The sequence below is a fragment of the Rhodococcus globerulus NBRC 14531 genome (assembly GCF_001894805.1).
In the GTDB taxonomy this organism is placed as follows: Bacteria; Actinomycetota; Actinomycetes; order Mycobacteriales; family Mycobacteriaceae; genus Rhodococcus_F; species Rhodococcus_F globerula.
In genome coordinates this window covers 113068-139527 of the sequence record NZ_BCWX01000004.1, presented here as the reverse complement: position 1 = coordinate 139527, position 26460 = coordinate 113068, and the positions used below count along the sequence as shown (strand labels likewise).

General features: G+C 61.2%; 24 protein-coding genes and 1 pseudogene. 20 read left to right on the top strand and 5 right to left on the bottom strand.

Annotation, left to right across the window (positions count from 1 at the left end; genetic code table 11):
* Positions 1 to 11 precede the first annotated feature (11 nt).
* The 8 genes and pseudogenes from RG2_RS21140 (at position 12) to RG2_RS21110 (ending at position 7586) form a co-directional block, all read left to right on the top strand.
* Entirely contained in the window at positions 12 to 377 is a 366-nt protein-coding gene (locus RG2_RS21140) for a DUF4247 domain-containing protein (RefSeq protein ID WP_371851334.1), read from the top strand.
* Between the two features lie 40 nt (positions 378 to 417).
* A complete protein-coding gene (locus tag RG2_RS21135) occupies positions 418 to 888 on the top strand; it encodes a DUF350 domain-containing protein (protein ID WP_033233385.1) in 471 nt (156 codons plus the stop codon).
* Positions 888 to 2441 (top strand): polyamine aminopropyltransferase, encoded by a 1554-nt coding sequence (locus RG2_RS21130; RefSeq protein WP_033233384.1) that lies wholly within the window; start codon positions 888 to 890, stop codon positions 2439 to 2441. Before RG2_RS21135 ends, RG2_RS21130 begins: the two co-directional genes overlap by 1 nt.
* 18 nt (positions 2442 to 2459) lie before the next feature.
* Positions 2460 to 3125 (top strand): GAP family protein, encoded by a 666-nt coding sequence (locus tag RG2_RS21125; RefSeq protein WP_033233383.1) that lies wholly within the window; start codon positions 2460 to 2462, stop codon positions 3123 to 3125.
* A gap of 44 nt (positions 3126 to 3169) precedes the next feature.
* Positions 3170 to 5014: an SEC-C metal-binding domain-containing protein gene (locus tag RG2_RS21120; protein ID WP_033233828.1), complete on the top strand. Its 1845-nt coding sequence runs from the start codon at positions 3170 to 3172 to the stop codon at positions 5012 to 5014.
* A gap of 62 nt (positions 5015 to 5076) precedes the next feature.
* Positions 5077 to 7005 (top strand): SEC-C domain-containing protein, encoded by a 1929-nt coding sequence (locus RG2_RS21115; protein ID WP_230590083.1) that lies wholly within the window; start codon positions 5077 to 5079, stop codon positions 7003 to 7005.
* Between the two features lie 58 nt (positions 7006 to 7063).
* Entirely contained in the window at positions 7064 to 7198 is a 135-nt protein-coding gene (locus RG2_RS32390) for a hypothetical protein (protein WP_255285234.1), read from the top strand.
* A pseudogene (locus tag RG2_RS21110) lies at positions 7195 to 7586 on the top strand (type II toxin-antitoxin system death-on-curing family toxin). Before RG2_RS32390 ends, RG2_RS21110 begins: the two are co-directional and overlap by 4 nt.
* Positions 7587 to 7612: 26 nt before the next feature.
* On the opposite strand, the gene RG2_RS21105 reads toward RG2_RS21110, so the two are convergent.
* Entirely contained in the window at positions 7613 to 9043 is a 1431-nt protein-coding gene (locus RG2_RS21105; RefSeq protein WP_033233381.1) for an aldehyde dehydrogenase family protein, read from the bottom strand.
* A 110-nt stretch (positions 9044 to 9153) separates the two neighbouring features.
* Between RG2_RS21105 and RG2_RS21100 the strand changes: the two genes are divergently transcribed.
* The 3 genes from RG2_RS21100 to RG2_RS21090 all read left to right on the top strand — a co-directional run bounded on the left by RG2_RS21100 (position 9154) and on the right by RG2_RS21090 (position 12634).
* Positions 9154 to 9951 (top strand): enoyl-CoA hydratase, encoded by a 798-nt coding sequence (locus tag RG2_RS21100; RefSeq protein WP_033233380.1) that lies wholly within the window; start codon positions 9154 to 9156, stop codon positions 9949 to 9951.
* Positions 9952 to 9996: 45 nt separating this feature from the next.
* Entirely contained in the window at positions 9997 to 11526 is a 1530-nt protein-coding gene (locus RG2_RS21095) for an acyl-CoA synthetase (protein ID WP_033233379.1), read from the top strand.
* 289 nt (positions 11527 to 11815) lie between these two features.
* A complete protein-coding gene (locus RG2_RS21090; protein ID WP_051730400.1) occupies positions 11816 to 12634 on the top strand; it encodes a crotonase/enoyl-CoA hydratase family protein in 819 nt (272 codons plus the stop codon).
* A 76-nt stretch (positions 12635 to 12710) separates the two neighbouring features.
* Here the strand turns inward: RG2_RS21090 and RG2_RS21085 are convergent, their stop codons facing one another.
* Together RG2_RS21085 and RG2_RS32385 are read right to left on the bottom strand one after the other, a co-directional pair.
* On the bottom strand, positions 12711 to 13265 hold the full coding sequence (locus RG2_RS21085; RefSeq protein ID WP_230590081.1) for a FadR/GntR family transcriptional regulator: 555 nt from the start codon (positions 13263 to 13265) through the stop codon (positions 12711 to 12713).
* Between the two features lie 20 nt (positions 13266 to 13285).
* Positions 13286 to 13450, bottom strand: a complete 165-nt coding sequence (locus RG2_RS32385) for a hypothetical protein (protein WP_230590080.1) — start codon at positions 13448 to 13450, stop codon at positions 13286 to 13288.
* 196 nt (positions 13451 to 13646) lie between these two features.
* On the opposite strand from RG2_RS32385, the gene RG2_RS21080 reads away from it, so the two are divergent.
* The 6 genes from RG2_RS21080 (at position 13647) to RG2_RS21055 (ending at position 20389) form a co-directional block, all read left to right on the top strand.
* On the top strand, positions 13647 to 15134 hold the full coding sequence (locus RG2_RS21080) for a class I adenylate-forming enzyme family protein (RefSeq protein ID WP_033233377.1): 1488 nt from the start codon (positions 13647 to 13649) through the stop codon (positions 15132 to 15134).
* Between the two features lie 36 nt (positions 15135 to 15170).
* Positions 15171 to 16349: a thiolase family protein gene (locus RG2_RS21075; protein ID WP_033233375.1), complete on the top strand. Its 1179-nt coding sequence runs from the start codon at positions 15171 to 15173 to the stop codon at positions 16347 to 16349.
* Positions 16350 to 16410: 61 nt separating this feature from the next.
* Entirely contained in the window at positions 16411 to 17172 is a 762-nt protein-coding gene (locus RG2_RS21070) for a 3-hydroxyacyl-CoA dehydrogenase (RefSeq protein WP_033233373.1), read from the top strand.
* Positions 17169 to 18197 carry an NADP-dependent oxidoreductase gene (locus tag RG2_RS21065; RefSeq protein ID WP_033233371.1) on the top strand — a complete coding sequence of 343 codons (1029 nt, stop codon included), beginning with the start codon at positions 17169 to 17171 and terminating at the stop codon, positions 18195 to 18197. Before RG2_RS21070 ends, RG2_RS21065 begins: the two co-directional genes overlap by 4 nt.
* A gap of 76 nt (positions 18198 to 18273) precedes the next feature.
* Positions 18274 to 19032: an SDR family NAD(P)-dependent oxidoreductase gene (locus RG2_RS21060; RefSeq protein ID WP_033233369.1), complete on the top strand. Its 759-nt coding sequence runs from the start codon at positions 18274 to 18276 to the stop codon at positions 19030 to 19032.
* A 64-nt stretch (positions 19033 to 19096) separates the two neighbouring features.
* Positions 19097 to 20389 (top strand): acyl-CoA dehydrogenase family protein, encoded by a 1293-nt coding sequence (locus RG2_RS21055; protein WP_033233366.1) that lies wholly within the window; start codon positions 19097 to 19099, stop codon positions 20387 to 20389.
* Between the two features lie 65 nt (positions 20390 to 20454).
* On the opposite strand, the gene RG2_RS21050 is transcribed toward RG2_RS21055, so the two are convergent.
* Together RG2_RS21050 and RG2_RS21045 are read right to left on the bottom strand one after the other, a co-directional pair.
* A complete protein-coding gene (locus RG2_RS21050) occupies positions 20455 to 21642 on the bottom strand; it encodes a thiolase C-terminal domain-containing protein (RefSeq protein ID WP_033233361.1) in 1188 nt (395 codons plus the stop codon).
* 3 nt (positions 21643 to 21645) lie between these two features.
* Positions 21646 to 22101 carry a Zn-ribbon domain-containing OB-fold protein gene (locus tag RG2_RS21045; RefSeq protein WP_051730399.1) on the bottom strand — a complete coding sequence of 152 codons (456 nt, stop codon included), beginning with the start codon at positions 22099 to 22101 and terminating at the stop codon, positions 21646 to 21648.
* Between the two features lie 239 nt (positions 22102 to 22340).
* On the opposite strand from RG2_RS21045, the gene RG2_RS21040 reads away from it, so the two are divergent.
* The 3 genes from RG2_RS21040 to RG2_RS21030 all read left to right on the top strand — a co-directional run bounded on the left by RG2_RS21040 (position 22341) and on the right by RG2_RS21030 (position 26426).
* Entirely contained in the window at positions 22341 to 22487 is a 147-nt protein-coding gene (locus RG2_RS21040) for a hypothetical protein (protein ID WP_080711669.1), read from the top strand.
* 309 nt (positions 22488 to 22796) lie between these two features.
* On the top strand, positions 22797 to 25163 hold the full coding sequence (locus RG2_RS21035; RefSeq protein WP_051730398.1) for a CaiB/BaiF CoA transferase family protein: 2367 nt from the start codon (positions 22797 to 22799) through the stop codon (positions 25161 to 25163).
* Positions 25164 to 25166: 3 nt separating this feature from the next.
* Complete coding sequence (locus RG2_RS21030) at positions 25167 to 26426, top strand: acyl-CoA dehydrogenase family protein (protein WP_033233359.1); 1260 nt, start codon at positions 25167 to 25169, stop codon at positions 26424 to 26426.
* Positions 26427 to 26460 lie beyond the last annotated feature (34 nt).

The following is a 26460-nucleotide window of genomic DNA, read 5'->3' as shown; positions in this document are numbered from 1 at the left end:
TCATGATCGCCATGGCATGTGTGCTGTCGTCGTGCGGCAACGCGGTCAAGGACTTCATTGCGGACAATTATTCCAAGAGTTCGCAAACCGGCGACGTCGCTGTGTATTCGTCGAAAGATCCTGTCGGTACGACGGTGTCGCGGATCGTCGATGCGGAAGAACCTGCGGCCCGCAGCGCCGACGGCGGCAACGAGTACCTGCGTTACGACGACGACATCGTTACCGTCAGCGCAGCAGCAGGGGGAAGCACCATCAAGGTCGAAGACATCAACGGCACATACCGCAGCGGCGGATATGCCTATCTGGGACCAGGATTCAATCCGGGATCACCGGCCGGTGGCGGCAGCGGCAGCGGTGGATCGGGAAGTGCGAAATGACCACATCAAGTGACAATCGGACCAAACTCAGGAGAGCTTCGTGAACGCCAACCTTGCTGCTGAAACTGTGGAAATCGGCACTGTTGACCCAGCTCTGCTGGTCGGTGGTGTTCTGGGGACGCTGGCGTACTTCGTAGTCGGAGTTGCAGTTCTGGCCACCGGATTTCTGGTTCTCGATCTTATGACGCCGGGCAATCTCCGCCACCAGGTGTACGTCGACAAGAATCCGAATGCGGCAATTCTTCTGGGTGCCAACCATCTGGCGCTTGCCATTATCGTCGTGACCGCCATTCTCACCAGTTCCGACGGATTTGCCCAGGGACTTGCGGATTCAGCCGTGTACGGTCTGTTCGCAATTGTTCTCCAGGCCATTGCGCTGCGACTGATGAATGCATTCCTGCCGGGTAAGTTGGTTGCGCTGGTACAGGATCCGAAGATGTGCGGTGCGGCCTGGGCGGTGGGCGTGACCCTGCTGTCCATCGGCTTGGTGAACGCCGCTGCTCTCACCTGATGACTGTCACCGATTCACACGCTGTGCTCACTGCTCGGGCGCGGGTGCTGCTCCTTGCCGCCGTCGCTGCCTGCGCTGCCTGCGGACTGATCTACGAGTTGGCACTGCTCACTCTGTCGGTCAGTCTCACCGGCGGCGGAATCACACAGACGTCACTGATTGTCGCCGGATTCGTTGCGGCGCTCGGTATCGGTGCCCTCGCCGCCAAACCGTTGTTGGGGCACGCGGCTATTTCCTTTGTCACAGTGGAGATTCTGCTCGGCATCATCGGGGGATTCAGCGCGGTCACGCTCTACGTCACCTTCACGTTCTTTGGTTCCAGCGGGGCAGTTCTTGTTGCTGCCACGGCACTGATCGGCATTCTCGTGGGTGCGGAAGTGCCACTGCTGATGACGTTGCTGCAATCCGGACGCACCGACAACGACGCACAAAGTGCCGGAAAAGTGCTCGCCAATCTGAATGCAGCGGACTACTTGGGTGCGCTGATCGGCGGGTTGCTCTGGCCGTTTGTCTTGTTGCCGTGGGTCGGGATGATCCGGGGCGCAGCAATTACCGGCATGATCAACCTCGTCGCTGCGGCAGTCGTTGCCTTGATTCTGCTGCGGTGGCAGCTCAGCTTGCGCGCCCGACTGATTGCCGTCGTGGCAATGTTGTTGGCCGCGAGCCTGATCGGATGGTTGTTGATCGCCGCTTCCGACATCGAAACCACGGCCCGTCAGCGCTTGTACACCGACCCTGTGGTCGCGGCATCGCGATCGCAGTATCAAGAAATTGTTGTCACGGAACGTAAGAACGACGTCCGGCTCTTCCTCGACGGAGATCTCCAATTCTCGAGCGTCGACGAGCACCGCTACACGGAGTCTCTGGTGTATCCGGCGCTCTCGAACAATCCGCAACGGGTACTGATCTTGGGCGGCGGAGACGGACTTGCGGCACGGGAAGTGTTGCGGATGCCCAGCGTTCAGGACATTGTGCAGGTGGAGCTCGATCCTGCCGTCATCGAACTGGCGAACACCCGACTGCGATCGTTGAACGGCGGCGCACTCGAAGACTCACGCGTACACGTTGTGCTCGATGATGCTTTTCGGTGGTTGCGCGAGGCGCCTCAACCCGGATTCGACTCGGTGATCGTCGATCTGCCCGATCCTGATACCCCGGCATTGGGCAGGCTCTATTCGATGGAGTTCTACGGTTTGGCCGCGGCAGCGCTCAATCCGGGCGGATTGATGGTCGTCCAGTCGGGCAGTCCCTATTCGACGCCCGATGCCTATTGGCGAACAGTGTCTACGGTATCCGCAGTTGGTTTGGGGGTCTCCCCGTACCACGTGTTCGTTCCCAGTTTTGGTGACTGGGGATACGTACTTGCTCAGTCCGGGGGAGTGCCACCGGAATTGCGTCTGCCTGAAAGCGCTCCGGAATTACGCTTCCTCGACGGACCTACTTTGGCGTCGGCTTCCGTCTTCCCGCGGGACCGTCCGCGCCGCGACATGGAACCGTCGACGCTCGACCAGCCTCGGATAGTAGATGATATGCGCAAGGGCTATGAGCGCTAACTAACCGAGAGGACCCACGTGCTTGATGCGCTAGGTCAATCATTGCCCGTTGCAGTCGGCTTGGCGATTGTGTCCGTGCCGATGGCAGTTGTGGTTCTCATGCTGGTCACTGCAGACGCACGACGCTCGGTTGCAGCCTTCATTCTCGGCTGGGTCGTGGGCATCGGAGCTGTGGTGGCACTGACTATCGCTTTTGTCGACACCGCCGTACCCGAATCCGAGACCACGCGGTGGGCAAGTGTCGTCCGGATAGTGCTGGGGTTAGCCTTGTTCGCGCTCGCATTCAGACAATGGCGATCCCGGCCACGGGGCGACGCAGAAGCCACTCAGCCGAAGTGGATGTCGAGTGTCAGTTCGCTCAGCCCGCTGAAATCCCTGGGGATCGCGTTGCTCTCAGCGGCCAATCCCAAGAATGCTGCACTGGCCGTCGCGGGAGGCGCGGCCATAGCCGCCGGAACCTACGTTGTGGCTGAGCAAGCCATCGCCGCTGTTGTGTTCACGATTGTTGCGAGCGCCGCAGTCGCCGCACCGGTTGTGGTCAACCTCGTATTCGGCGAGCGTGCCGCGTCGATGCTTGACTCGGCAAAATCGTGGATGGCCGCCAACAACGCCGTCATGATGACGGTGATCCTGGCTCTGCTCGGCGCGATGGTGTTGGGTGAAGGGGTCAGTGGACTCGGCTAGTCGAGGCAGATTGGCGAGCCTGCGCGCTCGCCTACTATTGGGTGGTGAACGAAGTCGACGACAATGCCCTCGCTACTGCTGCGATGACCGCTCTGCGTGAGCGCGGTCCGCTCAGTCTCGAAGAATGGGCGCAGTGTGTCAGTGAGTTCGGCTCGCCGTCCGACATTGCCGAAGTGCTCGAGTACCTTGATGATCCGATGATCGGGTACCTCCCCGGCGGCAAGTATGTCGCTCTGGACGAGATGCTCGAAGGGTTGGTGTTCACGCACAGGCTCAGCGAAATCGAGATCGCGTCGGAGGTGCTCGAGGCGACGCCTGACCTCGAACCGGTGTTGCGTTTCGCGTCGAGTATCGACGGCGGAGTTCGGGTTGTCGAGGCAGAGTTCGAACAAGACTTGTTGCGAGAGCGCGGAATCGACGCTGCTTTCAGTCGCCGTGTTGTTGCCTTGCCCCGCGGGACTTTGGCCAACTTCGCAGCTGGTGATCTGATCGCGATTGCCATCGAAGACGGTGAACTGACGGTGTGGCAGGCGGATGTCGAAGACGAGCCGGATCTGGCGCCGGCACTCGAGAAGATATTCGCCGAAAACGGTGTGGAAGCGCTCGAGGCGGTGGGTTGGCAACTTGCTGTCGACGACTCGTCGTTGTTCACTGTTCCCAGCACTCCGTTGGGCGAGATGTTTGCCGCGGCAGGATACGAGCATCAACGAGAACTCCTTGCACGCAATGGATTCGACTTCGCTGCTTACGCAGTTCAGATTCAGACCGCAGAGATTGCGTCGACCTACGATCTCACGCACGACGAAGCCGTAGCTGTTGTAGCTTTTGTCGACCTGGCTCAGCGCGGATATGTCGACGCCGAGATCGAGAATCTCGACCTTCGTGACTGGGCACGTCGACATGTCGGTGTTGTTCCTGATTCGTTTGCCGCCCTTGCGGATGCGGGCGCAGCTGTGGCGGCGTTCGATCTGGGATTCCGGAACCAGGACCCCACCGCAGACATGATCCTCGAAGCGCTTGGCGGCGAGCTGGCCGAACGCGGTCCGAAGGCCGTCAAGCCGGCGGCACACTGGTTGGCAGGTAAGGCGGCTGATCGTCTCGGACGCGTTCTCGACGCGGAAGCGCACTACGAGAAGGCATTGGAATGGGAAGCTGACTGGGGTCCGGCACTTTTCGAATTGGCTCAGTTCGCCGCAGACCGGAGCGACGCGACCCGAGCACTGTCTTTGCTGGGCAGGATCGACGGTGGATCCGAGGAAACCCTGTACGAAGTACTGCAGGAGTTCATTCCGGTAGAGCATCCCGAGCTGGGACGAAACGACAAGTGCTGGTGTGGATCCGGCCGAAAATACAAGGTTTGCCATCTGGGGAAGGTCGACGAGTCGGTTCGAGAAGACGGCCGCTGGCTCTACAGGAAGGCGTGCATGTTCGCGTTTTCCTCCGAATTTGCCGACATGGTGGTTCAGTTCGACGATCTTGTCGCCGCCGGCAGCGATGACGACGATCGGAGTATCTTCGACGGGCCGGCCTTGGACATCGCGCTGTTCGAGGGTGGAATCTTCGCGCAGTTCGTCACCCGCCGCGGAAATTTACTCACCGAACATGAGGTGGCGACGGCACGTCAATGGCTCGATGTCGAGCGTTCCGTGTTCGAGGTGACCGAGATGAACACGCTGCTGGATCGCCGGACCGGCGACACCGTGACTGTCAGTGGTGCCGCCGATCTCGAGCCCGGTGATCTGGTGTGTGCTCGCGTTCTGCCTGCAGGTTCGAGCGCCCAGGTTGTCGGCAGCGTCATCGTGTCTTCCGAGTTGCAGGCCGCCAATGTGCTCCAGGTTCTAGGGCGGGATCATCACGATGTCGCCGAGCTGATCAGAGTGCTGAGCTGAGGGCGTCGACGCTGGTCGATGCGGAATACTCGTGCCGGGGCCTACCGGATAAAGTTGGATAGGTGAGCGAACCTATGGACCCCAATGACTTGATCGCCGAAGCTGCGATGGAGTTGTTGCGCGAACATGGCCCCCAGACCGCTGCTGACTGGGGAAACTTGCTGGCTGACGCCGGGCATGGAACGCCGGACGACATGACGGAGTTCGTGGAGTACGTCGAGGATCCGCTGTTGGGCTATCTGACCGGGGCCCGCTACGCCGCGCTCGACACACTGTTCGAGCACCGGATACTCACGCATCGCCTCACCGACGCCGAGATCAGCTCTGGCGTTCTCGACGCAAACCCCGATCTCATGGTCTTGCGTGTTTTTCTCGACAGCTTCGATGACACCGAGGATCGGGAGATTCGCGTCGTACATCGTGGGCTCGACGACGCCGCCCTCGCCGAACGCGGAATCGACGACCCGACGTTCCCGGCTGACGAAGGTTTTCTGCTTGCCCCCGACGCATTGTCGGAATGCGCGGCAGGCGATCTGATCGGGCTGTTTGTCGCAGATCGTGAGTTGACGCTCTGTACCGTTGCCGACGTAGTCGATCCGACACTCGGTTTTGCGGACGCCCTAGCGAACATCCTCACCGATACCGGCGCTGAAACACTCGACGCGATTGTCTGGCAGTTGATGCTCGAGGAGCCGACACTGTTCCGTCAGCCCGCCGCTCCGCTGGGGGAACTGCTCGAATCGGCCGGCTATGTTCGCGACGGCGATTACGTCGCGATCGAAGGGTTCGATTTCGAGGCGTTCCATTTGGCGAACCGCGCGCGGATGCTCGAGATTCGCGACAACCTGCACCCCGACGAGGCAGCTGCGGTTATCGCGCTGGTCGATCTGGTGTCGGCTGCGCATCTCGAATTCCCGGAAGACACGTCGGAAATCGGCGACTGGGCGCGTGCGCAGATCACGGAGAACCCGCAGATCTATGTGGCCGTTGCCGAACCGCCGGCAGCTGCTGCGGCGCTTGAATTGTTGTCCGAACTCGACGACCACGACGAGATCCTGCACGCGGTGGCTACGGCGCTGGCTGACAAGGGGCCGCGCCGGGTAAAGCCCGCCGCGTACTGGCTCGCAGGTAAGGCAGCTGATCGTCTCGGCAAGGTCATTGTGGCCGAGGCCTACTACGAGAGCGCGCTCGATCGCGATCCTGATTGGGTACCGGCGATTTTCGAGCTTGCGTTGCTCGCGGCGGATCGGAGCGACGCAACGCGGGCGCTTGCGTTGTTGGGTCGGATCGAAGGCGGAGAGTCGGAGATTCTGCACGACGTTCTCGCGCGCTATGCGCCGGCCGAACATCCCGAGCTGGGCCGTAATGACAAGTGCTGGTGTGGATCCGGACGCAAGTACAAGGTCTGCCATCTGGGTAAGTCGGAGATCACCTTCGACGACCGGGCAAATTGGTTGTACATCAAGGCGCAACTCTTCTCCCGCAGTCCCGAGTACTTCGATGTTGTCTTCGACCTCGCCGAGGTTCGCGCCCAGCATTGGGATGACGACGACGCGTTGACTCGTGCGCTCGAGGGTGGATTGGCTGTCGACACAGCACTTTTCGACAGCAACATCTTCGGAGTGTTTGTCGAGCGACGCGGTGAACTGCTGCCGGCCGACGAACTGGAACTGGCGCAGCAGTGGTTGCAGGTACCGCAGTCGGTGTACGAGGTTGCGTCGACGGTGCCGGGTACATCGCTGACGTTGCGCGATGTCCGAACCGACGTGGCGTACGACGTCGCCGACGAGTGGGGAAGCCTGAACCTCGAAGCTGGTTCGTTGGTCTGTGCGCGGGTGTTGCCCGCCGGCAGCGCTATGCGAACCTTCGGGGGAATCGAACCGATCGCTGCTGCCGACAAGGACGGACTGATTGCCTTGCTCGATTCGCCGGACACGGAGCCATGGCAGTTGGTCGAGTTTTTGAGCGCTCGGTTCGCTGCACTTCGGTAGCGCTTAACTGGTAACTTTGCCGCTTTCGGTGCTGGTATCAGAGCGGCATCATTCGAATATGAGCAAGCAGGAAGCCGTGATCAGGGCAATTGCTGATCGAGCGGCACGTCTGTGTCAAGATACCGAAGTTCGACGAGCTGCCCGCGCCGCCATTTCCGAGTACGGCCCGTTGCTCGACCGTCTCTCACAGTGATTCGGTATCTGACGGTCGACGATCTTTTAGTGCTTTGTGATGAGCTCGGCGGTCTGCAGGTTCGGGATGTCGGCTTGCTCGAATCAGCCGCGCATCGACCGAGTGCAACGGTCTTCGGTGACGAGGCTTATCCGGACATTCATGTCAAAGCAGCTGCGCTGCTGCAGTCCCTCGTCCGGAATCATGCATTGGTCGACGGAACAAGCGATTGTCGTGGGTTGCTGCTTTTGTCTTCTATTCGATCAACGGGCTACATCTCGATGCGCCCGAAGATGATGCGTACGACGTGGTTATCGACGCAGCGACTGGTGTCGCCGACATAGCGCAGATCGCGCCTCTGCTCGGCAGTTGGGCTGCGCCCGTGCGCCTTTCCGGTCGCGGCGACTAGCGGAAAGGCGCACAGGGGCTGTGCCCCTAAGGTGTGACCTGAGCCAGCATCATCTGCTCGAAGCTGTCACCGTACGGCGGCAACATGCCCCACTCGCCGCGCGGATCATGTTCTGCTGCTTCGAGAACCGTCCGTGCGTGGCTGAACTCGAGGAATCCTTCGCGGCCGTGGTAGTGGCCGATTCCGGACGCGCCGACGCCGCCGAACGGTGCGTCGGAGAGACCTGGGTGCGCCATCGCGTCGTTGATCGTGACGCCACCGGAATTGGTGCGCTCGAGCACCGATTCCTTCTCGTCGAGATCGGTGCCGAAGTAGTACAGAGCCAAGGGCTTCGGGCGCGAGTTGATATCGGCGACAACGGCATCCATCTCGTCGTAAGGCAAGATCACGACGGCCGGCCCGAAGATTTCTTCCTTCATGATCTCGGCATCGGCCGGGGGATCGACGACCATCCGCAGTGGGCGTCGACGCGTGTCGGCCGACAGTTCTTCGTCGGGAACCGTGATGATGCGTGCCCCACGATCCGCGGCATCGGCGATGTATCCCTCGATGCGGGCGAGATGGCGGTCGTTGACGATGGAGACCATGTCGGTGTTGTCGGCAACGGTGGGGAAGAGGCCGGTGAACGAATTTGCGAACGCGGTGATGAATCGTTCGATGCCTTCACGCGGAACGTAGATCAGGTCGGGGGAGACGCAGAGCTGACCGCCGTTGGTGGACTTCGCAATAGCCAGTCGGTGTGCAGCTTCGGCGAAGTCTGCGCTCTTGCCCAGGACGCTCGGCGACTTTCCGCCCAGTTCGAGGGTGACCGGCACGAGGTTCTTCGCGGCGTTTGCCATCACCAGCTTGCCGATGGACGTGCTTCCAGTGAAGACCAGGTGGTCGAAGGGCAGTGACGTGAGATTGTCGGCCACATCGGGTCCGCCTGTGACGACGGCGATTTCGAGTGGATCGAGGGTGCGCGCCGCAGCGTCGGCCAGGACGGCAGCGGTGTGCGGCACGATTTCGGAGGGCTTCAGAACGGCACGGTTACCGGCACCGAGTGCGCAGGCGAGGGGGCTCAAGAGTGTGAAGAGGGGTGCGTTCCAGGTGCCGATGATGCCGATGGAACCCTTGGGCTGGTACGCGACGTAAGCCTTGGCGCCCAGCTGATCCTGGACGGCGCCGGTGGAGCGCGGAGAGCGAACCATCCAGTCTTCGAGGGAATCTCGGACGTGCTTGAGTGAAACCATCGATCCGAGAACGTCATTCATGACCGAGTAGGCCGGGAGGCGTCCACCGAAGTCTTCGTTCATGGCTTCGGTCAGATCTTTGTGGTTCGCCACGAGCAGGTCGATCACCTGTTGAATGCGCCGGCGACGTTCCTCTGCAGTCGGCGCTCCCGCGGCGCGCGTGGCGTCCTGTTGCGCCTGCAGGATCTGCGCAAGGTCGGTGGTGATGATGGCGTCGGTGCTCATGGGCACTCCTCGTAGTGGCGAAGTATTAACTGAAAAGGTATCGACGCTTCGGTACGAGCTGCCCGTTTCGTCTCGTTGACCGGGACGGATTCGATTGGTAGAGAGGACGCATGTCGAAGACGCAGATAAACGAGAGTGCGGTAGCTACATCAGTCGAAGAGTCGACGGGCATCGGATTTCTGACGCTCGATCAGCCGCAGCGGCGCAATCCGCTCTCGGCGCAGACCATGAGCGAGGTGACAGCGGGACTTCGGGAACTTTCCGCCGATCCGCGAGTCCGCATCGTTGTCGTGCGGGCCGAGGGGCCCGTGTTTTCGGCCGGCCACGATCTCACGGAGATGATCGGCCGCACCCTCGATGACGAGCGCGCGATATTCGACGGCTGCACCGAGATGATGGAAACGGTCCAGCAGATCGCCCAGCCGGTGATCGCTGCCGTGCAGGGACCGGCAATTGCGGCGGGATGCCAGTTGGCGGCGTCGTGTGACCTTGTCGTGGCGGCGTCGAATGCTGTCTTCGGTACACCCGGAGTGAAGATCGGGTTGTTCTGCTCCACGCCGATGGTGGCTCTGAGCAGGGCAGTTGGCCGCAAACGGTCGATGCAGATGCTGCTGACGGGCCAAACCATCGATGCTGAGACGGCGGCTGATTGGGGTCTGGTGAACTTCGTGGTCGACCCGGCTGACCTCGACCGGGAAGTGCGCGACTTGGCTGCGAAGATCACGACCGCCAGCCCCCTGACGGTTCGGATCGGTAAGCAGGCGTTCTATCAGCAGATCGATCTGCCCCAGGCGCAGGCGTACGAGGCAATGGCGGAAACGATGGCAACAAACGCCGTGACCTGCGACGCTCAGGAAGGTATGCAGGCGTTTGTGGATAAGCGGGTGCCGCAGTGGCAGAACAAGTGAGCCGAGCCCTTTCGCATTAGTTGGACGTCCGATAATCTATCGTTCATGAGCCTGGACCCGCGTACCAACACCATCGACGGAGTGCTTCGGCGCTCGGCAGCCAAGTACCCCGATCGGGTGGCCATTGTTTTCGAAGATCGCTCGCGCACGTATGAAGAACTCGACGAGGCGGTAACGCGGGTCGCGGCGCACCTCGTCGACCTCGGCTTGGAGCACGGCGATCGTGTGGCCGCGTACGGAACCAACTCCGACGCGTATGTCATCGGGTTCCTCGCGTGTTGCCGGGCAGGATTGGTCCATGTTCCGGTGAATTACGCGCTCAAGGGTGATGAACTGCGCTACCTGGTTGCGCAGTCCGGCGCTCGGGCCGTTCTGGTGGATCCGGCATTGTTGCCGACGTTGGACTCGGTGCGCGGCGATCTCGATATCGACCACGTTGTGCCGCTGCGTGACGACGCGAATTCAGTGGTCGCCGTCAGCACTGCCGGAGAAGTTCCGCACTTCCCACCACGGGCCTCGTCAACGGATCTTGCGCAGTTGCTCTACACGTCGGGAACGACGTCGAAGCCCAAGGGCGCGATGATGACTCACGCCGCTCTGGTCTACGAGTACGTGTCGTCGGTGATCGCGCTCGGGCTCGACAAGGCAGATAACCCCTTGATTTGCATGCCCATGTACCACTCTGCGGGAATGCACGTGTTCATGCTTCCGTACCTGTCCGTCGGTGCGACGGTCAACGTGATGGCGGCACCGGACATCCCCGAGATTCTGCGCCGCATCGAAGCCGACAAGATCGGCTCACTTTTCCTCGCTCCTACCGTCTGGGTGCCGCTGGCCAATCATCCCGATCTCGACACCCGGGATCTGTCGTCGCTGAAGAAGGCGCAGTACGGTGCGTCGATCATGCCGGTCACCGTGCTGAACCGTCTGCGCGAGCGCTACCCCGACATCGGCTTCTACAACTGCTTCGGACAATCCGAAATCGGCCCTCTGGCAGCAGTTCTGCAGCCGGGCGAGCACGCGGATCGGCCGTCGTCGTGCGGTCGGGCAGTGTTCTTCGTCGAAACCCGTGTTGTCGACGCCGAGGGTAACGATGTTGCGGACGGTGTCTCCGGTGAGGTTCTCTACCGTTCACCGCAACTCTGCAATGGCTACTGGGAAAACCCGGAAGCAACCGCAGAAGCCTTCCGCGACGGCTGGTTCCACTCCGGCGACCTCGTCGTGCGTGACAGTGAAGGGTTCATCACCGTCGTCGACCGCATCAAAGACGTCATCAACACGGGCGGCATTCTCGTCGCATCCCGTGAAGTCGAAGACGCCATCTACACCCATCCCGGTGTTGCCGAAGTTGCCGTCATCGGAACACCTGACGAGAAGTGGATCGAAGCGATCACCGCAATCGTCGTTCTCAAGGACGGTCAGGACGCCATGACACCGGAGGCGTTGATCGCCTACGTGAAGGAAAAGATCGCTCCGTTCAAGGTGCCCAAACACATTCGATTTGTGGAGGAACTTCCCCGGAATCAAAGTGGGAAGCTGTTGAAGCGGGAACTGCGCACAGTCGTAAGTCCCTGACCGCCTCCGTCAAAGAAGGTGTGGCCGTCTCTATCTCGTCCAACTCGGGCGTGATGATGTTGGTATGTCCTGATAGGCTCATGCGCAGCCGAGCGGGCCCGAACCGATGCCCCAACCGGGCGTGAAGACCTCCGGTAATTGAACCGGTTGGGGGACATGGGAATAGTCGGGCCCTAAAAGGCAGGTCGGAATCATCCGGCCTGCCTTGTGGCGATTCTCCCAGCACCGCGCGACGGGCACAGCCCCGGTCGCCTCCGGCTGACGCATCCCGACGGATAGGAACATTCCCATGTGCAGCAATCACATCGAGCCCACTACGTCCGAAGAAGCCGACGCACTTGTCGAGCGTCGAGGTCACGTACTTCTCATCACTATCAACCGACCGGCCGCGCGTAACGCGATCAATGCGGCGGTCAGCGCAATTGTCGGCGGAGCCCTCGTGGAAGCGGAGAACGATCCCGAGATCCGGGTTGTCGTGCTCACCGGGTCTGGTGACAAATCATTCTGTGCCGGAGCGGATCTCAAGGCCATCGCGCGCGGTGAGAGCGTTCATGCTCCCGGCAACGAGCACTGGGGATTTGCGGGATTCGTCAAGAATTTCATCAGCAAGCCGGTTATCGCCGCTGTGAACGGCGCTGCGCTGGGCGGTGGAACGGAGTTGGCGCTCACCGCCGACTTGATTGTGGCAGCCGAGAGTTCGACATTCGGGTTGCCGGAAGTCAAGCGGGGCTTGATCGCTGGTGCAGGTGGCATGTTCCGGTTGCCCGCGCAGATTCCCCACCGCCTGGCAATGGAGATGATGTTCACCGGCGATCCGATTTCGTCGGCGAAGGCGCTCGAATGTGGCCTGATCAACCAGATAGCTGCTGACGGTTCTGTCGTGGAGACCGCGCTTGCCTTGGCGCAACGTATCGCCGTGAACGCGCCACTTTCCGTGCAAGCGAGCAAGCGTGTTGCCTACGGTGTGGTCGGTGGCGAACGTGTCGACGAGGCGCAGATGTGGGAAATGTCGAACGCTGAATGGCACTCCGTACTGAGCAGCGAAGATGCCAAGGAAGGGCCCATTGCCTTCGCGGAGAAACGTTCTCCGGTCTGGAAGGCCTGCTGAACCCAGCAAGAAACACGAATGCCTTCGGAAGAGGTACACCTCTTTCGAAGGCACTCGTGTTTCTGTGGCTGCCCCGTCAGGCGAGCTTGTTCCACTGAATCGGGGAGTCGAGCACGTCCTTGAACTTGAACTCGGTGTACTTGGCGTGTGCCTGGATGTGGGCGTTCATCAGTTCTTGGGCGGCTTCCGAGTTGCGGGCGGCGATGGCGTCGTAGATGTCTTCGTGGATTCTGCAGCTGGCAAGTCGATGCGTCTCCGGGTACTCGATTCCCATGGCTGTTCCATCGAGGATGCCGAGGAGTGCGTTGATCAGATGAGCAAAGAGTTGATTTCCGGAGCCCCTGGCGACGATGTCGTGAAACCGCTCGATCTCGTCGTGGAAGATCTGCAGATCGTTCACATTCAGCCGCGCATTGTCGACGTTGTTTTTCAGCTCGGCGATTTCCGCGTCACTCATCCGGTCTGCGGCCAGCCGGGCCATCATCGGTTCGAGTGCGGTGCGAGCTTCGACGATGGCACGAAACGGTGCGTTCTCGAACTGAAGGAGCAGTGTGAGGGCAGTGGCCAGGACGCTGCTGTCGGGATGCTGCACTACCGGACCGCCGCCCGGACCCGGTTTCAGTGAGATCACGCCCTGTAGTTCGAGGAATCTCAGGGATTCGCGTAGTACGCCCCTGCCGACGCCGTACTGCTCGAGCATGAGGTGCTCAGGGGGAGCCGGTCGCCGATTCTGTTCCCACCACGGGCGATGTCGGAGACGATGCGCTGGGCGACGAGTAGTGCGGTTTTCTTCGGACGTAGCGACGTCTGTGCCATTGCAAAAGCCTCTTTTGTTGAGTGCGGCCGGGCTCGTGCAAACGTCGCGAACCCCTATTGATGTATACCATTGTCATGATCCGCTTCACAACGGGTAAATCTCTTGTTATGGTTCGTATGAAAACGCTGTGCAGGGTGGTCGTGGGACCGCTCGAAGCGTGACTGTCGATAAATCAGTGACTACCGAGTGGGTGCAATGGGTATCGAAATGGCTCTGGATATGGCGACATCGGTGTATCCGGACAGGCTGGCGGTCGGGCGACGCAGCGACGGCATGACCTACCGGCAGCTCAGTGACGCAGCTGCAGGCGGTGTCACAGTGCTCCGGGAGCTGGGCGCACGTGACCTGGTCTTTGTCGGCGTCAACAGTGCGGCGCTGCCGCTGCTGGTCTTCTCGGCCGCGAGGGCGGGGGTGCGCTTTGCTCCGTTGAATTATCGCCTCGCCACCGATCAGCTGATCGAACTCATTGCGCAACTGGATGATCCGATTGTCGTGGCAGATGCGGCGTTCCGAGACAATCTCGCCGGTGCCGCTCCTATTGTGCTGACCACCGACGAGTTCACGGCTCGGGCCAGAGCAGCTCCGGCAACCGAGACGGTACCGGCGGCGGACGACGAGACGGCGATCGTTCTGTTCACCAGTGGTACAACGTCCGCCCCCAAAGGTGTGCTGCTACGGCACCAACATCTGTTGTCCTACCTGCTCAATACTGTCGAGTTCGGTTCTGCCGGTGAGGAACAGGCGACGCTGGTCAGTACCCCGCCGTATCACATCGCCGGCATGGGAGCGGTGCTCAGCAACGTCTATTCCGCGCGACGGATGGTTCACCTACCTGATTTCACGCCGCGGTCCTGGCTAGATCTGGTGCGCGAGGAATCGATCACCAGCGCTATGGTCGTGCCGACAATGCTGGCCCGCGTCGTGCAGCACCTCGACGGCGCCCCGGCTGAAACTCCGGCACTCGAATCACTGGCCTACGGCGGTGCGCGGATGCCGCAGCCGGTCCTTGAGAACGCGCTTGCAGCCTTCCCACAGACCGGCTTTGTCAACGCCTACGGTCTGACCGAAACCAGTTCCACCATCGCGGTTCTCGGCCCGGAGGACCATCGTGAGGCGCTGGCTGATCCGGCTTTGCGCAGCAGATTGGGTTCTGTCGGACGCATCGTGCCCGGTATGGAGGTCGAGATTCGCGACGAAGCCGATAACGTGTTGGGTGACGGCGAGACCGGTCTGCTGTGGGTGCGCGGTGCCCAGGTCAGCGGCGAATACATGGGCAAGGGCTCTGCACTCGACGGACAGGGATGGTTCCCGACTCGGGACCAAGCCCGTGTGGAGGGTGAGTTCCTCTATATCGGAGGCCGTGCCGACGACACCATCATCCGCGGCGGTGAGAACATTGCACCGGCTGAGATCGAAGACGTGCTGGTTCACCATCCGTCGGTTCAGGAAACCGCTGTCATCGGTATGCCCGATGACGAATGGGGCGAGCGGATCTGTGCGGTGATTGTCTTGAAGGGCAACGACACTCCCGATCCCGAGGCAATCCGTGACTGGTGCCGCGCTCGCCTGCGTGGATCGCGCACTCCCGACGAAGTCGTCTTCGTCGACGAGCTGCCCAAGACCGCGACCGGCAAGCTTGTCCGTCGTGATCTGGCAGCCCAGATCACGACTCCTCATCTCTGACACCCCGCCATACTCTCTTTCCATTCTGGAGGCTCCATGCGTAACGCCGTGATCGTCGATATCGTCCGTACCCCTTCGGGTCGCGGCAAGCCCGGTGGAGCGCTGTCCGGATTGCATCCGGTGGATCTGCTGGCCAGCACGCTGCGTTCGCTCGTCGCACGCAACGACTTCGATCCCGCACTGATCGACGATGTGATCGGTGGTTGTGTCAGCCAGGCATCGGAGCAGGCGGGCAATCTCACCCGTAACGCTGTCTTCGGCGCCGGGCTTCCGGAATCGGTGCCGGCAACCACCGTCACGCGGGCTTGCGGTTCCAGCCAGCAGGCTGTGCACTTCGCCGCTCAGGGCGTCATGTCCGGGGCTTACGACGTCGCAGTGGCGTGTGGCGTCGAGTCGATGAGTCGAATCCCGATGGGCACAGCCTCGATGGGCAAGGATCTGCAGGGAGACGCGGTCACCGCCCGATACCCGGAAGGTTTTGTCAATCAGGGTATTTCGGCTGAACTGGTGGCCCGCAAGTGGGGCTTGACCCGTGACGATGTCGACCAATACGCACTGCTGTCGCATCAGCGTGCCGCTGCTGCCGCTGCTGCCGGCGACTATGCCAACGAGATTGTTGCCGTCGCGGTCGACGGAGTCCACCGCGACACCGATGAGACAGTCCGCCCCACCACCACGATGGAAAGTCTCGGCAAGCTCAACCCGTCGTTCCGTACCGACGAGGCGAATACCCGCTTCGGAGAACTCGATTGGATGATCACTCCGGGTAACTCCTCGCCGCTCACCGACGCGGCTGCAGCGACCCTGATCATGTCCGAAGAAAAGGCCGTGGAACTCGGTTTGACGCCACGCGCGCGGTTCGTGGATTTTGCGGTGGCCGGCGATGACCCGCTGTTCATGCTGACAGCGCCGATTCCGGCCACCACCAAGGTGCTGGCGCGCGCCGGCCTGTCCGTTGCCGACATCGACGCATTCGAGGTCAACGAGGCCTTCGCGTCGGTTCCGCTGGCCTGGGCCCGCGAACTCGATGTGGATCTGGCCAAGGTCAACCCCGTCGGCGGTGCCATTTCCCTCGGTCACGCGATTGGCGCCTCGGGAGTTCGGTTGCTCGCCACGATGGTGAACCATCTCGAGCGCAGCGGTGGTCGCTACGGACTTCAGACCATGTGTGAACACGGCGGTATGGCAAACGCTCTCGTCATCGAGCGGATCTGATCTGCACCCCGCGTTCGACCAATCTCGTCTACACAATTTGCAACGGTGAGGAATTCACATCATGAAGGTCAATGACAAGGTCGCTCTCGTCACGGGCGGCGCCTCGGGTTTGGGGCTCGCCACAGCACGAGCACTGCTGGATCAGGGTGCCAAGGTTGTCCTGCTCGACCTGCCGACCTCGAATGGTGCGGCGGTCGCTGAGGAACTGGGTGAGCGCGCTCGATTCGCGGCTGCCGACGTCACCGACGAGGTTGCCGTCGCGGCCGCTCTCGATATCGCGGATTCCTTCGGTGAGCTTCGGGTGGCGGTCAACTGCGCAGGCACCGGTCGTTCGCTGCGAGTTGTCGGACGTCAGGGTGTTTTCCCGATGGACGTCTTCACCCGCGTCGTCTCGATCAACCTGTTCGGAACGTTCAATGTGACACGCCTGGCAGCAGAACGTATGGTGCGCAACGATGTCGAGGGCGAAGAGCGCGGGGTCATCATCAATACTGCATCGGTCGCCGCATTCGACGGTCAGATCGGTCAGGCAGCCTACTCGGCGTCCAAGGCCGCCGTCGCAGGCATGACTCTCCCATTGGCGCGCGATCTGGCGTCGCACGCAATTCGCGTCGTCTCCATCGCTCCTGGTCTGTTCGACACGCCGTTGCTCGCCGGTTTGAGCGACGAGGCAAAAGCATCGTTGGGCGCGCAGGTGCCACACCCGAGTCGGTTGGGCGCACCTGACGAGTTCGGTTCGCTCGCCGCGCATATCGTGTCGAATCCGATGCTCAACGGTGAAGTCATTCGGTTGGATGGAGGCATTCGGATGGCGCCGCGGTGACCGCGGCCGGACCTGTGCTCAGTCGGGAATGGCGACTGGTGCGATACCTGCACGGTCAGCCGAACGACACTGACGTCGAGCTGGTTTCAGCGGAGGTCGGCGAGCCGGGTCCTGGTTTCGTTCGAGTCGAGAACGACGTCATGTCGGTGGAGCCGTACATGCGAGGCCGAATGGCGCAGCGATCGACGTACGCGGAACCGTACGCTCTTGGTGAGGCAATGCGGGCTCCCACCGTTGGGCGGGTAACCGCGTCGTCCTCGGATGCGATTGCGGTCGGAGCGATGGTGGTTCACGACTACGGTTGGAGAGAACAGTCGCTGGTGCCGGAAGGCGAGTGCACTGTTGTCGATGCCGGCAGCGGGATTTCCTCCCACCATCTCGGGCCGCTCGGGATTCCGGGCATGACGGCTTGGGTGGGTGCACGGCGGATCGCTCAGTTGAAGTCCGGTGATGTCGTCTTCGTTTCCTCTGCGGCGGGAGCTGTCGGATCGACGGTCGTGCAGATCGCAAAAGCTTTGGGCTGCACAGTGATCGGTAGTGCCGGATCTGCAGACAAGGCAGCGCTGGTTCGCGAACTCGGCGCCGACGCCGTGTTCGACTACCGCAGCGGGTCCGTCAGTGGTCTCTTGCGCGGTGCACTGGCCGATCTGGGTGCGCCTGGATTGGACGTCTACTTCGACAACGTGGGTGGGGATCACCTCGAAGCAGCGATTCGGGTGCTCAACGATCATGCACGCGTGACATTGTGCGGGATGATCAGCATTTACAATTCGGCGACTCCGCAGCCCGGCCCCAGTAATCTGATCAAGCTTGTATGGCGTCGTGCGCGGATGGAAGGATTCTTGCTGCGAGATCATCTTGATGCGCGGCCTGAATTCGAGGAAGAGATGCGCGACTGGCTCAGATCCGGTGCCGTTCGGCCGGTGGAGACCGCAGTGCCGGGCGGTATCGCCGGTGCGTGGGCCGGCTTCATGGGAATGCTCGACGGCGCCGGAACCGGTAAGACCGTCGTTCCACTGCGCTGACGCCATAGCAATCCAACCAAAGACAACTGCAGTAATCACAGTGCAAGATGGATCTTGCCAAGGAGAGGACCCTGACATGTCGGACCTTCAGCTCGAGGGCAAAGTTGCCGTGGTGACCGGTGGAAGCCGTGGACTGGGACGCGAAATGGTCCTGGGTTTTGCCGCAGCCGGGGCAGACGTGATGATCGTCAGCCGAAAGCTCGACAGCTGTGAGGAATTGGCGACGCAGGTTCGTGAGACCACCGGTCGCCGTGCGGTCGCTTTTTCGTGCCATATGGGTGACTGGGCGGCGCAGGACGGATTGGTGGAGCGCGCGTACGAAGAATTCGGCAAGGTCGACATCCTCGTCAACAATGCCGGCATGTCGCCGCTGTACTCGAGCCTCGACGAGATCTCGGAAGATCTGTACGACAAGGTGATGGCCGTGAACCTCAAGGGGCCGTTCCGATTGACCGCGCTGGTCGGAAAGCGGATGGCCGAAGGTGATGGCGGCTCGATCATCAACATCAGCAGTATTGCCGCTGAGCGCCCCACTCCAGGTGACCTGCCCTACGCTGCAGCGAAGAGTGGGTTGAACATTCTCACCAAGGGATTTGCACAAGCCTACGGGCCGAAGGTTCGTGTCAACGCGATCATGGCGGGCCCGTTCCTGACGGACATCAGCAAGGCGTGGGACATGGACCAGGTGGCTGAGCGCATGCAGGCATACCCGTTGCGCCGCCCCGGAAATCCTGACGAAATTGTCGGTGCTGCGCTGTACCTGGCCGGCGACGCGTCGAGTTACACCACCGGCGCATTGCTGCCGGTGGACGGCGGGCGTATCGCCAAGGCTTAGTTCGAAGCACCAGGTTCACGGTGCGTCGGCGCCGAAACCACACACTTCCACGAAAGGAATAGCGATGTCTTGGGGTTTTGAAACCGACCCGGAATACCAGAAGGTTCTGGATTGGGCCGAAGAGTTCGTTCGCGAAGAAGTAGAGCCGGTCGACAGGGTCATCACGCACGCCTGGGACATGTCGGATCCGCTGCGTAACAAGCTGATCAAGCCGCTGCAGCAGAAGGTTCGCGAAAAGGGCTTGTGGGCGACGCATCTCGGTGCGGAGCTCGGTGGGCAGGGCTACGGGCAGCTCAAGCTCGGTTTGCTCAACGAGATCATCGGTCGCACGCACAGTGGTCCCGTGGTCTTCGGTTGTCAGGCACCGGATTCGGGTAACACCGAGATCCTGGCGCACTACGGCACTCCGGAAATCAAGAAGCGCTATCTCGAGCCGCTTGTCTCCAACGAGATCGTGTCCTGCTACGCGATGACGGAGCCGCAGGGCGGCTCGAACCCGGTGGAGTTCGAGACCACCGCAGTTCTTGACGGTGACGAGTGGGTCATCAACGGAGAGAAGTGGTTCGGATCCAACGCACGATTTGCATCGTTCTACATCGTCATGGCGGTGACGGACCCGGAAGCGGAACCCCACCGGCGACTGTCGCAGTTCATCGTTCCGGCTGAAACCCCCGGACTCTCTATCGTCCGCAACACCGGCGTCTGGGGTCACGACTACGAGGTCGGCACGCACGCGTACACCCGCTGGGAGAATGTGCGAATTCCCAAGGACCACATCCTCGGTGGGGTTGGCCAGGGCTTCGAGGTAGCGCAGACGCGACTCGGCGGTGGCCGCATCCACCACGCGATGCGCACCGTCGGACTGGTGAAGGCCTCACTCGACATGATGCTCGAACGCGCGGTCTCTCGGACCACGCGCGGTAGTCGTCTGGGTGACAAGCAGTTGGTCCAGGAAATGATTGCGGACTCCTGGATCCAGATCGAGCAGTTCCGTTTGTTCGTGCTGCGTACGGCGTGGAAGATCGATCAGGAGAACGACTACCGCAAGGTGATCAAGGACATCGCCGCGGTCAAGGCTGCGATGCCGAAGGTGCTTCTCGACGTCACCTCGCGTGCCGTCCAGCTGCACGGTTCGCTTGGCGTCTCCAAGGAACTTCCGTTGGGCAAGTGGCTGATCGAGAGCTACCACATGGGGCTGGCCGACGGCGCTACCGAGATTCACAAGATCGCCGTGGCGCGGCAGTTGCTGCGTGGGGTCGAGCCGGCGGAGGGTCTGTTCCCGAGCTATCACATCCCGGCGCTCGAGGAGAAGGCTCGCGCGAAGTTCGATCTGACGGACAGCGCGTACGACGCTTAGTCTGAATAGCCCCGGGAGGTGTTCTCCGACAGTTATTGCCGGAGAACACCTCCCGAGTTCTTTGTTCAGCTTTCTCGACTGATGACAAATGCGGTGGAGCCGGCAAGGCCGTTCGAGACCGTCACGATCGAGCGCGAGGCCCCCGGCACCTGCCGCTCGCCGCCGCGGTCGGTGACCTGATATGCCGCCTCTGTCAGCTGTGTCATGCCGTGCAGTCGCCCTTCGGCGAGGCAGCCGCCGCCGGTGTTCACCGGCAGAGTGCCGTCAAGGCGGGCGTTTCCGTCGTCGATGAAGCGAAGAGCCTCGCCGGAAGGAACCAGCCCCAGACCCTCGAGCCACGTATGGGTGAAGACGCTGAAACCGTCGTAGAGCTGTGCCACATCGATGTCGGTAGCTGTCAACCCTGTTGATGCCCAGAGCCGTTCACCGGTCTGTGCGCACCCGGCGAGGATATCTTCCAGGTTCATCGGCACGCCGGTAGCGCCAACGTGCGTGCCGGCAGCGTAGCCACTCACCAGGGCCGGTGGATTCTTCAGATCTCGGGCCCGGTCTGCGCGGGTGAGAACCATCGCGACCGCTCCGTCAACCGGAATGTCGCAGTCCAGCATCGTGATCGGATCGGCGATCATGCGAGAGGACAGGTACTGCTCGTGTGTCAGTGTCTTGTCGCGGAAGAACGCGTGGGGGTTCTTGTGCGCGTTGGCACGATTGTCCACCGCGAAGTTCGCCAGACTCTCCCGTGACCCGCCCCGCAGATCGAGGAAACGGCGAAATACGGTTGATGCCCAAGCCGCCGGCATCGAGAATCCGTATGGCGCAAAATACTGATCGCGCCCGGACGCGTATGCGCTGGTGAAATTCGAGTAGCGGCCGACCGGCATGTGGAGTGCTCGATAGAGAATGACGTGCGAGCACGCGCCTGCTGCCAGGGCGTTGACAGCGTCGATAGCGGCATGCGTGACCATCGGGGTGGTATTGCCCATCCACGTCAACTGGTCCTGGATATGCAGTGCCTGGCCGAGGAATCCTGGCGTTACGACGTCAATGCCGTCGACAGTGCCCTTGTCGCCGCCGTAGACGGGCATCGTCGGCGTGGTTGCCAGTCCGTCGATGTCCTTACGAGTCAGTCCGGCGTCGGCGATGGCAGTGTCGACCGCTTCGAGAGTCAACGATGCCAGTGTGCGAGGGGACCGGCGGGTGAGCTCGGTGTATCCGATTCCGGCGATGGCGACCTTGTCGCGTAGCTCCCACATCGGTCAGACTCCGATCGCGTCGACGTGTGCCGGACGGAACTGTGGCAGTTCGCAATCCGGGGTGAGGTTCTCGAATGTCACTTCCATCGGCATCCCGATTTTCACGGAGTCGATTGGCGTATCGAGAATATTGGCGATCATGAACAGTCGGTCTTGTTCTTCGAGCTCGATCACGCCGACGATGTACGGCAGCATGTTCGCGAATGCCGGAGCCGAGGCGTCGTGAATGACGGCGAAGGAGTACAGCGTTCCGCGCCCGGAAACATTCTGATAGCGCAGGTCTGTGTTGTCGCATCCCGGGCAGGTTCCGACAGGCGTGTGAATCAGCAGTTCACATGCCGGGCAGTGCTGGATTGCGAGGCGATGTTCACGCGCAGCAGCCCAGTATCCGGCTGAGTTCTCATCGGCTCGGGGGATCGGCTTGCCGGCGACGTGGCCGGCAGCTTCGGATTCGGTCATTGGTTGCTTCTCATTCTTCGGTGGTCTTGTCTCGGTCAACTCGGAGCCCTAGTATCGACTCTAATCCAAATAATGATAATCATGAATAGTGTCGAGAATGCGGATGTGCCCCCTGTATGCAGCGCGCATCTTCCGCTTGCGATATTTACGGTTGCCGAAAGTCTATGATCATGATTATAGTGAAATAGGTTACAGTGGGTTCGGGTTGAGTCCGCGGGTGTTACGACAAGGAGTGCGAGATGAGTTCTGATTCCGAGGGAACGAAGGCCGGTAACGGCAACCGACTGCGCTGCAATGTCTGCGGGTCCGAGGCGATCGTGACGAAGGCCGGCGGCTCGGCGCTGAGCTGCTGCGCTCAGCCGGTCGAAATCACTTTCGGCGCATAGCAAACCGCCAATCACAGCATTCCGGTCTGCCGTAATGCGTCAGCAAGAAGGGGCATGTACATGAACGAGGTTGGTAAGCGCTACACATGCGCAACGTGCGAGACGCAGATCATCTGCGTCAAGAAGGGTGACGGGCAGTTCACCTGCCACGGAGTTCCAATGGAGCTCGTGACGGCTAAGCCGCTTCCATCGTCCGACTGAACCGATAAGGCTCTCAATCGGTTTCGCTCGAAAATAACAACATTTGGCCGGTCGCCGGCCGGCAGGTAAATGCTGCGCGTATCGCGCATGAGATAAGGAGACGGTGCAATGGTCGGTCCACTTGACGGACTTGTTGTCGTTGATGCGAGCTGGGGTATGCCGTCTGCTATCTCCAGCATGATGCTTGCCGACTACGGAGCGCGGGTCATCAAACTGGAGCGTCCCGGCGGTGGCCACGACGCTCATTCTGCGATGCGTAAGTCACTCGATCGTGGAAAGTGGAGCGTTCAGGCCGATCTGCGTACTGATGAGGGACGCCGCATCGCCGAGCAGTTGCTCTCCACTGCAGATGTTTTCATCGAGTCGTTCGGTACGGGACGTGCGAAGGACTTCGGGCTCGACTACGAGGCAGTTCACGCTCGTCATCCCGAATTGGTCTACGCCTCGGTTACCGGTTACGGCAACGAAGGACCGCTCGCCGCACGCCCCGGCTACGAAGCGCTCCTCAATGCGCGTTTGGGTCAGATGGCAGAGCAGGGTGGCCACCGATCCGGTCCGATCTTCATGGGCCACCCGACGGTGTCGTACGGCACCGCTTTCATCACCACGATCGGTATTCTCTCGGCGCTGCGTGCCCGAAAGCTCAACGGCACCGGCCAGAAGGTCGACACCTCCCTGCTCGACGGAATGCTGGCTATCTCGTCGATGAATTGGTGGTGGAACGAGAAGGACATTTCGTACCTGGCGCGCAGTGGTACGCAGACCGGATTCGGTAACAAGCGCCTGATCACCGATCCCTTCCAATGCGCCGACGGTAAATGGCTGACCCCGCACACCGGCGGTCCCGGGTCGTACAAGCGCATGATGGACCTCCTCGGTTTCGGTGACCAGACGCAGACCATCGACGGTCCCGAGATGTCGGTGCCGCTCAACGACATCGAACTCAACATCGCGCGCAACAAGGTTCCCGAGGCATTCAAGTCGCGTAACCGCGACGAGTGGCTCGAGATGTTCCATGCCGCCGACATTGCAGCGCTGCCGCTCTTGCATCCGGAAGAGACCTTCGAAGACGACCAGGTGAAGTTCGCCGAAATCGCGATCGACCTGCCAGACGATGACCACGGAACGATCCGGCAGATCGGACCGGTCATTCGTTTCGAGAAGTCGAAGCCAGCTGTGCCGACTGCTGCGCCGCGTCCCGGTGCGCACGACACCCGCATCGACGAAATCGAGCGCTCGCCGATCTGGGCACCCGCGCCTACTGAAGGCTCCGCTGTGACGGCGCCGCTTCAGGGCGTCAAGATTCTCGACTTCAGCTCCTACTTTGCCACCGGCTTCGGGGCGCGTCTGCTCTCTGATCTGGGCGCAGATGTCATCAAGATCGAGCCGCTCGTCGGTGATCAGATGCGTCCGCTCGGCGACCTTTTCGAAGGTGCAAACCGTGGAAAGCGCAATATCGCCTTGGACATGCGCACCAAGGAGGGCCAGGAAATTGCCCACCGGTTGGTCGCCGAAGCCGACGTCGTGCTGCAGAACTACCGTCCGGGTAAAGCCGAGAAGATCGGTCTCGGATACGAACAGCTCAAGACAATCAATCCGAACCTTCTGTACGCATACCTGCCCGGATTCGGCTCGGCTGGTCCGAAGTCGTCGCTGAAGTCCTTCGCGCCGTTGGTCTCCGGACTGGTCGGACTCAACTTCGAGGGCTCCGGCAAAGGCAATCCGCCGATTCGTCGGGTCATCGGTAACGAGGATCTCTACAACGGTTTCCTCGGAGCCGTCACGGTTCTGCTCGGACTGCACCACCGCCTCAACACCGGTGAAGCACAGTACGTGGAGAGTCCGCAGTTGCATTCCAGTCTGTTTGTGATCAGCGAACACTCGGCCGATCTCGACGGCCATGCGATCCCGGCACACGAACTCGATTCCGAGCAGAACGGCTGGTCCCCGCTCTACCGCCTGTACAAGACGTCGGACGGGTGGATCTGCATCGCTGTCTTCGGCGACGCGGCATTCGGTCGTCTGGCGGTTGCACTCAATGCGGTAGACCTCGTGACAGACGAGCGTTTTGCCACCAAAGCGGCCCGCGTCGAGAATGCTGATGCGCTCGCGGACATCTTGGGCACCGCATTTGCTGCACTCGACAGCGCCGGCGCATTCAAGTTGCTCGACGACAACAAGGTGCCTGCGGAGATCCCACTCGACTACCCGATCATGCCTGAATTGCTGTGGGAGGAATGGGCGCTCGACTCCTCGCGTGTCGTCGAGCATCACCACCCCGAGTACGGCTGGTCGCGCGAAGTCGGCATGGTGATCCATCTGTCCGATACGCCTGGCCGGTTCAAGGGTGGAAGCCCGCAGCTCGGTCAGCACTCAGCGGAGATCCTTGCCGAGCTGGGCTACAGCGCCGGTGAGGTCGACTCATTCATGGCAACTGTGTGCAAGCTGCCCACGGTCGCGGTAAAGGAATCCTGACCTATGGACATCACATACCCGGCGGAGGCCGAGCAGTACCGCTCGGCGATCCGGGCTCTGCTCGAATCGAACCTTCCGGAAGACTGGCGTGGCATCGGCTCGCTACCGGACGGCGAGCAGGTCGAGTTCTTGAAGGTGTGGCGAAAAGTACTCTCGCAAAACAACTTGCTTGCCGTCTCGTGGCCGAAGGAATTCGGCGGCGGCGGCCTGTCCGATCTCGAGCAGGTTGTCCTCAACGAGGAATTGATGCGACTCGGAGTGCCGGAAGGCACCGAGAACGACTCCCTCGGCTTGAAGCTGCTCGGAAATACGATCACAGTGCTGGGCACGGACGAGCAGAAGGACTACTTCCTTCCGCGCATGCTCTCCGGTGAGCACGTCTGGTGCCAGGGTTATTCGGAGCCGGAAGCCGGCTCCGACCTGGCAGGCATGCGAACTCGGGCAGTGCTCGACGGCGACGAATGGGTCATCAACGGCCAGAAGACGTGGACGTCGGCCGGCAGCCACGCCAACTGGATTTTTGCGATCGTTCGGACAGACCCGACTGCCGTCAAGCATCGGGGTCTGTCCTTCCTGCTGGTGCCGATGGATCAGCCGGGAGTCGAGGTCCGGCCCATCGTCAATGCCGCCGGCTACGTTGCCTTCAACGAGGTGTTCTTCACCGACGCGCGGACCGCGAAGGCCAACGTGCTCGGCGAAGTCAACGGTGGGTGGACCACTGCCAACATGCTGCTTGGATTCGAGCGGGGAGTGCGGGCAACCACCGACGCCGTTCGATTCGGGCGCGAGGTCGAGCGAATGATCGAATTGGCCCGTGAGCGTGGACTTTCCGACGACCCGCACATTCGCAGCGAGCTGGCGTGGTGCTGGTCTCGCGTGCAGACGATGAGGTTCCGCGGATATCGGGCGTTGACGAAGCTGCTCAGCGGCGGTGTCCCCGGCGTCGACGGATCTTTCAGCAAGGTGATCTGGAGCGAGTTCTTCCAGCGGTACACCGAACTGGGGATGGAGATCCTCGGACTGGAAGCACTGGCGCCGACGGGTCAGGGCAACGGCGGCATTCTGGTCACCCCACAACCTGGCACCGAGAACTCGTCGAACTGCTGGACCGATATCGCTCTGTATGCAAGGGCCGCAACGATTTACGGCGGCAGTTCACAGGTGCAGCGCAACATCATCGGTGAACAGCTACTCGGACTACCTAAGGAGCCCCGCCTCGACGGTGGTCCATTCCAGGACATCGGGCGACGCAAGAGCGCCTGATCGCAAACGCTTTCGCCGCTCGTGCGGCAGAACG

Coding starts and splice junctions, on each gene's coding strand:
- RG2_RS32385 (WP_230590080.1), bottom strand. CDS start 13,450: ATGGCACAGACGTCGCTACGTCCGAAGAAAACCGCACTACTCGTCGCC.
- RG2_RS21030 (WP_033233359.1), top strand. CDS start 25,167: ATGGACATCACATACCCGGCGGAGGCCGAGCAGTACCGCTCGGCGATC.
- RG2_RS21095 (WP_033233379.1), top strand. CDS start 9,997: ATGAGCCTGGACCCGCGTACCAACACCATCGACGGAGTGCTTCGGCGC.
- RG2_RS21070 (WP_033233373.1), top strand. CDS start 16,411: ATGAAGGTCAATGACAAGGTCGCTCTCGTCACGGGCGGCGCCTCGGGT.
- RG2_RS21045 (WP_051730399.1), bottom strand. CDS start 22,101: ATGACCGAATCCGAAGCTGCCGGCCACGTCGCCGGCAAGCCGATCCCC.
- RG2_RS21140 (WP_371851334.1), top strand. CDS start 12: ATGGCATGTGTGCTGTCGTCGTGCGGCAACGCGGTCAAGGACTTCATT.
- RG2_RS21130 (WP_033233384.1), top strand. CDS start 888: ATGACTGTCACCGATTCACACGCTGTGCTCACTGCTCGGGCGCGGGTG.
- RG2_RS21105 (WP_033233381.1), bottom strand. CDS start 9,043: ATGAGCACCGACGCCATCATCACCACCGACCTTGCGCAGATCCTGCAG.
- RG2_RS21075 (WP_033233375.1), top strand. CDS start 15,171: ATGCGTAACGCCGTGATCGTCGATATCGTCCGTACCCCTTCGGGTCGC.
- RG2_RS21080 (WP_033233377.1), top strand. CDS start 13,647: ATGGGTATCGAAATGGCTCTGGATATGGCGACATCGGTGTATCCGGAC.
- RG2_RS21035 (WP_051730398.1), top strand. CDS start 22,797: ATGGTCGGTCCACTTGACGGACTTGTTGTCGTTGATGCGAGCTGGGGT.
- RG2_RS32390 (WP_255285234.1), top strand. CDS start 7,064: ATGAGCAAGCAGGAAGCCGTGATCAGGGCAATTGCTGATCGAGCGGCA.
- RG2_RS21050 (WP_033233361.1), bottom strand. CDS start 21,642: ATGTGGGAGCTACGCGACAAGGTCGCCATCGCCGGAATCGGATACACC.
- RG2_RS21090 (WP_051730400.1), top strand. CDS start 11,816: ATGTGCAGCAATCACATCGAGCCCACTACGTCCGAAGAAGCCGACGCA.
- RG2_RS21040 (WP_080711669.1), top strand. CDS start 22,341: ATGAGTTCTGATTCCGAGGGAACGAAGGCCGGTAACGGCAACCGACTG.
- RG2_RS21060 (WP_033233369.1), top strand. CDS start 18,274: ATGTCGGACCTTCAGCTCGAGGGCAAAGTTGCCGTGGTGACCGGTGGA.
- RG2_RS21055 (WP_033233366.1), top strand. CDS start 19,097: ATGTCTTGGGGTTTTGAAACCGACCCGGAATACCAGAAGGTTCTGGAT.
- RG2_RS21100 (WP_033233380.1), top strand. CDS start 9,154: ATGTCGAAGACGCAGATAAACGAGAGTGCGGTAGCTACATCAGTCGAA.